A 7,815-nucleotide genomic window follows, 5' to 3' on the forward strand; every position below is an offset into this window, starting at 1 on the left:
TTTCATGCGCCAACAGAGGATTTACTGAAAAATACTCAAGAATTTGTAAATAAACTGCATATCTAGAATTAATTCGATTTTAGTAAATTTAGGTAGGGCAGGAGCCCTGCGCTCCTGCCTATTTTTTTGGAAAATTAAAAAGCTCCCCGAACGCAACGACGGACATGACGGCTTTCATGTGCTCTCATTCTCCCGCCGTTAACTGCAAGCTCTCTAATATCAACAGCATATCAGCAGTATGTGGCGAGAGGTCACTCGAATAGGGCAAGAAATGACTTCAATTCCGGTTCCCTCAGCATCGCTTATCCCATTAAGACGTAGCGACTTCTGTGGTTTTCAATCGTCCGGCGCGCTGGCCGAGGTGTCGGATCGAATGAGCAGGCATGGAGTCAGGTTACATGAAGACAGAATCCCGCAATTTTGTATTTGAAATGCCTGAAATCCCGATATCTGTTGAGTGATATCGTGAAAATCAAAAGTTTAACTTGCGATTTACACGACAATTGAGTATTATCATGCCATGATTACTCGAAATATCACAAAAGAACTGGTTCAGTCCGTTGCTGAGTATCCCGTGGTGACCGTCGTGGGACCCCGCCAATCAGGCAAGACCACCCTTGTTCAAATGACATTTCCGGACAAGCCATACTCCTCCCTGGAAAACCCGGACGTCCGAACCGCGGCCGAAGCCGACCCCAGGGGATTTCTTGGCCAGATGGAAAATGGCGGTATCCTGGATGAAATACAGCGGCTTCCGGCCCTGCTCTCATATCTCCAGGAAATCGTCGACAAGTCCAGGCAGTCGGGCCGGTTCATTCTTACAGGAAGTCACCAGCCGCACTTGCACGAGGCGATCAGCCAGTCGCTGGCGGGCCGAACCGCCATGCTGACATTGTGGCCTTTCTCACTCAGCGAACTCCGCAACTACAAATCGAAGTGGACACCTTTCGAGTTGATAGTCCGGGGATGTTATCCTCGGCTTCACGAAGAAAGGCTCGAGCCGCGACGGTTCTACAACGGTTACCTGCAGACTTATGTCGAGCGCGATGTGCGTGCGTTGATTCAGTTGCGTGACTTGGCGCAATTCCAGAAATTCCTCACCCTGTTGGCCGGTCGAGTGGGACAGATCGTCAACCTTTCCTCGCTCTCGAACGATGTCGGCGTATCCGGCACAACCATCAAGAACTGGATAAGTGTGCTGAAGGCGTCGTATGTCGTGTTTGAATTGCCGCCATTCTTTGAAAACATCCGGAAGCGTGTAGTGAAATCCCCCAAGATATATTTCACGGATGTTGGTTTGGCCGCATTTCTACTGGGTATTCACACTGAGGAACAGGCATCTCGCGATCCCTTACGCGGCAATCTGTATGAGAACCTCGTGATCGCGGACGTCGCCAAGGGCGCTCTCAACAAAGGAATAAGGCCAGAGCTATATTTTTATCGCGATACGTATGGCAATGAGGTAGACCTGCTCATCAGGGAGAAGGGTCAGCTCACGCCGGTGGAGATCAAATCGGCCGGGACCTTCTCCGTGGACTTTGTGAAAGCTCTGGAGCGATTCCGAAACCTGGGCCTCAAACATGTTAATGCCGGCGCGGTTCTTTATAACGGGGAGCAACGGTTCAAAGTCAGAGGCACTCTCACTTTCAATCCGTTCTCTGTTGATGACATCTGGGAGACCCTGACTTCACCAGGAGAGAATGGGGACTCTTGATTTCCGGCCCATTACCCTCAGGTATTGTCAGAGGTCACCAGCAGAGAAACTGGCTGGTTTCACCCGGGAACTGGAGGAACCGTGCGTATGAATATCTGGCAGTATGAATTCGTGAAGGCATGCGACAGATACCTACCGGAGGTTTTCGAGAACCGTCGAGGCGGGTTCGCCTGAGGCCATCGACCTGTTAACCAGTGGGAATCTGGAAACGGATAAACGGAGAATCAGGAGAGGATATTCAGGGGTATCGGACGCAAAGGGACCAGTTTGTTTCGAACCCCGGAAGGAACGTTTCGGAATGGAGAATCAGTGTAGATGTCTGTGGTGACGCTCTTGGTAGGTTTCAAAGAGGAACACGGCGAGTGTACTCGCTGCGTTGACTGCCAACCGAGCATGTCTTGGTTGCAGACCTTTGACTCTCGCCTGTTTTCCGTGCCCGGAGCCATATAGACCGCGGAGTTCTGCCAGATTTTGAGCCACCGTCCCAAGATTGCTAAGCAACCGCCTGATAGTGTCAACGCCTTTTGCTCTATCCGGTATGTCTTGAGGGAGGAGTTCGAGTCTCTCACGCACCATCTTCACCAGTTGCGGAAGGTTAGCGCTATTGGACACTTTCTCTCCACATTCGCAGAGTATAGTTTTGCAGATGGTTTCTACGAGTTCCTTCGCTGTTCCTATCGCAAGTTCCGGGTCCGATTCGACGGCCGCCTCCATCCGCGTAATTTGCTGTGTCACGTACCCGGCATCCGGTACTTTAACAAGCTGTATGGCGGTCCCCAACGCGGGATTACCCTTTACTATTCGGTGTCGTGCGGCGAATACCGGCATGCCGGATAACTGAGTACGGGCAGCGATCTCCCATCCGTCGACGGCCAGATTTTTATTGAAAATCCCGAGCAGATTCTGGACTTCCTTGTTGTCGGTTCGCACGATAGGATGGATCATCTCGCAAAGGAATCGCAGAAATACCTCGTCGGGGGCATTCAGGAGGTCAAAGCGTGAATCGTCATATACCCAATCAATGGGCCAATCGCCCGGGTTATTTTCACAATGCTGCCAGATATCATCTGCGGCGGATTCAAACCGGTGGTCTTGAGAAGGTAGGTTGTCAAGATCGTAAAGCCGCAAGAGGAAGTCAGTCTCTGATAATCGGCCAGACCAAACGACATTGCTAGCCCGAAGGGCACCAAAGATATTGCGACGAGTGAGTTCGGAAATATCCACCGAATCGTAATCCTCAAACAAGTCAGGGGGAACGGCCGCTTCACACCTCCTGTTTCCACTGGCTTTACAGTTAACCAACGAGCTTCAGGAAGTTCGTAGCTGTAAATTTGGCTCCCCCGGCAGGACTCGAACCTGCGACCCGCTGATTAACAGTCAGCTGCTCTACCAACTGAGCTACAGGGGAGTGTATCTTTCCACTCTATATCGTCAAAATCCCCGAATAAACCTGCCCTTAGCAGGCAAATTCAGGCAACTATTATAAACATTTTTCCGCCTTTGTCAAGCCGAAATAATCGAATTGAACACCGCTCAGCATTCTTCAAACCCTCATATTTACCATTAAAATTAAGTCCGCCTCTTGATTATCTGAGGGCCGTATATTTTATTAATCACGGATAGACCTGCAGGGATGCTTATGATCAGATTCAAAAAACCTCAACGATATCTTCTTGTTGTTCTCTCTCTAATGGTGTCTATTTTCTTGCCCCTTGGAGTTGAAGCCGCCGAGAAGCATCCCGACGGTTTGGTGGGGCAGATTAATGGTTCATTCGAGGCGGCCTTCACCTCGGTTGCGGCCGAAAATAATGTTCCCCATACCGATCGCTTTCAATTCGGTCTTGATCTGGCCATTCCCGCCGCAAACCTCCTGACCGTTATGGCCGGATATCAATTGGAAAATGTCGATTCTGTATTTCATCATTATTTTGTGGCTTTGAAAGTTTATCCGGGAAATCCGCTGGTGACACGCGGACATGCCAATCCCGATGGGGTTATTGGTCTCCCGGTTTTTTCACTGGGGTACGGAGGGCGCGTGCCCGACCGCCATGTTGATAACCACCAATATGTTATAAGCGGATCGGCCCTGGTACCGGTGATGAAATCGCTGTCGTTGGGAATCGGAGGGAATTATTACCAGGACCGTGAGCTTGTCCAGGTGGATGAATATTACGGAATGGTGAATTTCTTTACCGGAAGCTATCTTCCGGGCGAAGAATACAGCAATCCCGATGGTGTCGAGGGGACGCCATCGTTTTATCTTCGGGCCGGCGGTTCCTCTGATGGTTTTTTCGGGCAAATGGATATCCTGATGCCCCTGAAACAGAACTTGACCCTGGTTTTAAACCTCAGGGGACAACGGACCCCATCACCCTATACCCGTTCCGCCCGAATCGGTATCAGGATTAATTATTATCCCGGCCGTTAACCAATCCGGCTCATTATTTCCCCGATCATAATCCATCTCTCTGAATCCTTCTCAAAAAAAGATTTGGAACATCCTCTTTTCCTTTTGAGTAGAAAATTGTGAATAAGATTTGCGGCAATGATTAATGGAAAGGATAAACCTATGAGGAACAACAAACTGATTATTTTGCTGGCCTTTTTCTTGGCCCTGCCGCTGTTTTCATCGGCCGCTCTGGCCACGGAAAACCCCGGAGCCTGGCTGGGAATTTATACCCAGACCATAGATAATAATCTAAAAGAAGCCTTCAATCTCGACACCGACCACGGGGTTGTGATTAAAATGCTTATACCCGATTCGCCCGCCGATAAGGCCGGGCTGAAACAGGGCGATATCATTCTTAGCTTTGACGGCGAAAAACTGGCTGATGCCGACCAGCTGATTGCGGCCATGAAACAGCACAAGGATGGCGACAAGGTGACCCTGGATATCTTCCGGAAGGGAAAGGAAAAACAAGTGGAAATCGTTTTGGGGAGGCGCCTCGATCAGGATAAAGCCGATCAGCTGTATCAATGGTACGGATTAAACAATCTGCCCAAGACATATAGCAAATCCTATAAATTTTCAAATTCCTCCATGGCCGATACCTATATCGGGGTCAATCTGCAGGATCTCGGCCCGCAACTGGCCGAATATTTCGGGGTTGGCGATGGGACCGGGGCATTGATTGCCGAAGTAATCCCGGAATCTCCGGCTGAAAAGGCCGGTCTTAAAGCCGGTGATGTTATTGTCAAAATCGACGGCAACCTGGTCGGGGAATTGTCCGATGTTCAGCAGGCGGTCTGGGAAAAAGAGAAAGGCGACAAAATCAAGCTGACCGTTCTGCGGGACAAGAAGGAGCAGGAATTCAGTCTCGAAGTCGATGAATCTCCCGCCGGCCATTCGTTGGGCCGCCTGGACGGTCTCCCCGGATTCGATCAGGATTTTCTGTTCATGCCCCGTATGAAAGGGCTCTTTCGCGGCAACACCGATAATGATTTGTTCGATTCCCGTGATTTCAAGGAGCAGATGGAGCAACTCCGGGAACAGTTGGATCAGCTTCGGGAACAAATGAAAGAAATGCAGGAAAAAATGGACTAAAACAAGACCAATAAATTTCTTCCTTTGGTTTAGCAATCCAATCTCTCTCTACCTCAACCCCGGCGGTAATTCCGCCGGGTTTTTTTATTTGCAAAAATGATCACCGGGGTTTATTTTAATTGCACGGTGAACCCAAGGAGTCGATATGTCGGAACTTACTGTCGAAAAGCTGTACAAAGACCGCAAAGATTTCTTTGATTTGACCCTGCTTAATTCCGAGGCCGGTCTGAAGAGAAAAATTCCCAATGCCGAAATCCACCGCCCGGGCCTGGCTTTGACCGGTTTTATGGATCGTTATCCCAGCCAGCGGACCCAGATTCTGGGTGAAACCGAAATGACTTTTATCAATCAACTGGATCATAATCATCTGATCGAAACCGGCGAGCGGATTTTCGGCAGTAATATCCCGATGGTGATAATCGCCAAGGGGATCACCCCGCCGATCGATTTTCTGGCTATAGGTGATAAATACAAAACCGCTGTTTTTTCGTCGCGCCTGAGTACCTCGGAGTTGGCCAACCGACTATCAGCCGTGCTCGATGTTATCTTCGCCCCATCGATCACCGTCCACGGAACTTTGGTCGATGTTTACGGGGTCGGCCTGCTTTACACCGGTAAATCCGGTATCGGCAAATCGGAAATCGCGCTCGACCTGATCGAACGGGGTCATCGGCTGGTAGCCGACGATGTTATCAAAATCACCCGCAAAGCCCCCGACCTGATTGTCGGCACCGGTTCGGAACTGCTTGGCCAGCATATGGAAATCCGCGGAATCGGGATTATCGATATCGAAAAGCTGTTCGGTATCCGCTCCATCCGCCTCCAGAAACGGGTTGAAGTCGAGGTCCATCTGACCCTCTGGTCCGATGATCTCGATTACGAACGGCTGGGGATCGAGGAGCAGGGAACCACAATCCTGGGGGTGCGAATTCCGCAGGTCAATATTCCTATCTCCCCGGGCAAAAATATCACCGTGATCTCGGAAGTCATTGCCATGAATCATATGCTGAAGACCTATGGCGAAAACTCGGCGGCCGAATTCTCCAAGCGGCTTTCCGAGCGCATTCAGCGCCAGGCCATGTCCAAGGATTATCTTGAGTCCGATTACGAATAGCCCCGTTATAGAGCCTTTTGCGGCCCATAAATCCTAAAACATTTGCATCATTTTCAACGTCTAATTTGTAGAGATAGACGGTATCCAGGAACATCAGTCCGGGGTCAGGGCTATGTATCTCAGTCCTTTGAAGACGACTTATCGGAAATCGATGATGACCGGGACCATTATCTCCTCGATTCTGGTTCTCATGGTCGCTATGGCGGTTTATTATCCGACTGATAATGATCTGGTCACGTTGAGCGGTAATATCAAATATATCGGCCCGGATGATATCTCCGGCGGAAATTCCAGTTATACTGGCGGCCGCCTCGATCTTGTCTTTTCGCGACCGGCCATAAATCGGACAGGCCAAACAGGTAATATGACCTCCATGGATCGGCCTAAGGTGAAACAGCCCGACATGGATATTCCTTTCAATGAGCATTTCAGGATGGTTGCGGAGTCTTTTGACTATCCGGGCGATGCTGCTGATCTTGCCTTTTTACATGATCCTGGGACCGATAATGAGTTTGATGAATATACCAACCGCCGCGAGACGTCCCCGTCCGCATTGATTCCGACTTATCGCCTGGATTTCAAATTCAGAGGTTCCGCAAGCTCGGTCGATCGGCCGCTGTACATCGAATTCCGCGGACGAATAGATTATCCTTTTAACGGGACCGGGCTGATCGATACCGTGCTGGTGATTCTGACAATCGATGATAACGGTTTTATCCAGAATATCGAAACCATCTATGACAACTGGCCGACCTGCGGTTTCGCCCCGCGCTTCAAAGCGGCCCTGCATGATGCCTATATCCGGCCGGAAATAAGAAACGGCTGTGAAGTCGGCGGCAGTTATCTGTTGTTCTGCATTTTCGACAAAAACCGGGCCAGCACCGAGATTCGTAATTCGCAGGATGTTCACATCCGGGTGGGAAGCTGATACTTTTGGCGGTTTAGGAAAATAAAACCGGCCCAATAAAGGCGCAACCCCCACTCGACGAAGATGCGAATCAATGAGGTGTGAGCAGGGGCCGCGCACACTGCTTAGGGGCCATTTTATACCTTGAGGAGCGATCGGTATCAATGACTTAAGTGCTCTTCCCTAAGAAATACTAATTTCCTTTGAAAGCAAATGCTATTTTGTTTTTTTAAAGCATACGGCATATCTTCTCATGGCCGCGATTCCGTCGTCCGGTAGAAATGGGTTCGTTTCATCCTACACAATTTTTTTTGATGCAGTGTTATTGTTGAAGAGGCCATGAAATGGCTTCGTTTTGTCAGTAAAAGTTTTTTATGCCGGATATTTTGGGATATTGGGGTTTTCATACAAATCGGGGTGGGGAATAGATTAAGGGTGAAGTGGTGGAGAAAATGGGGGGGTGAAAATCACAAATTCAGAAACCCGCCTGAAAGGCGGGGCACCATGCCCGTGATATAAAATAATATGTCGAAACC

At 49.6% G+C, this 7,815-nt stretch carries 6 protein-coding genes and 1 tRNA gene; 5 read left to right on the top strand and 2 right to left on the bottom strand.

What is annotated here, in order from left to right:
* Positions 1-520 precede the first annotated feature (520 nt).
* Positions 521-1,714 (top strand): ATP-binding protein, encoded by a 1,194-nt coding sequence (locus tag JXQ28_06615; protein MBN2277402.1) that lies wholly within the window; start codon positions 521-523, stop codon positions 1,712-1,714.
* 306 nt (positions 1,715-2,020) lie between these two features.
* Here JXQ28_06615 and JXQ28_06620 read toward each other — a convergent pair whose 3' ends face one another.
* Together JXQ28_06620 and JXQ28_06625 are read right to left on the bottom strand one after the other, a co-directional pair.
* On the bottom strand, positions 2,021-2,938 hold the full coding sequence (locus JXQ28_06620; GenBank protein MBN2277403.1) for an abortive infection family protein: 918 nt from the start codon (positions 2,936-2,938) through the stop codon (positions 2,021-2,023).
* A gap of 108 nt (positions 2,939-3,046) precedes the next feature.
* Positions 3,047-3,122, bottom strand: a tRNA-Asn gene (locus JXQ28_06625).
* 231 nt (positions 3,123-3,353) lie between these two features.
* On the opposite strand from JXQ28_06625, the gene JXQ28_06630 reads away from it, so the two are divergent.
* The 4 genes from JXQ28_06630 to JXQ28_06645 all read left to right on the top strand — a co-directional run bounded on the left by JXQ28_06630 (position 3,354) and on the right by JXQ28_06645 (position 7,300).
* Entirely contained in the window at positions 3,354-4,142 is a 789-nt protein-coding gene (locus JXQ28_06630; protein MBN2277404.1) for a hypothetical protein, read from the top strand.
* A gap of 141 nt (positions 4,143-4,283) precedes the next feature.
* The gene (locus JXQ28_06635; GenBank protein ID MBN2277405.1) at positions 4,284-5,258 is read left to right on the top strand and encodes a PDZ domain-containing protein; all 975 of its coding nucleotides are present in this window, start codon (positions 4,284-4,286) and stop codon (positions 5,256-5,258) included.
* A gap of 145 nt (positions 5,259-5,403) precedes the next feature.
* Positions 5,404-6,372, top strand: a complete 969-nt coding sequence (gene hprK / locus JXQ28_06640) for an HPr(Ser) kinase/phosphatase (protein ID MBN2277406.1) — start codon at positions 5,404-5,406, stop codon at positions 6,370-6,372.
* A gap of 112 nt (positions 6,373-6,484) precedes the next feature.
* Complete coding sequence (locus tag JXQ28_06645; protein ID MBN2277407.1) at positions 6,485-7,300, top strand: hypothetical protein; 816 nt, start codon at positions 6,485-6,487, stop codon at positions 7,298-7,300.
* The last annotated feature ends 515 nt before the right edge of the window (positions 7,301-7,815 follow it).

The organism is Candidatus Zixiibacteriota bacterium, from assembly GCA_016933955.1.
GTDB lineage: Bacteria > Zixibacteria > MSB-5A5 > GN15 > PGXB01 > JAFGTT01.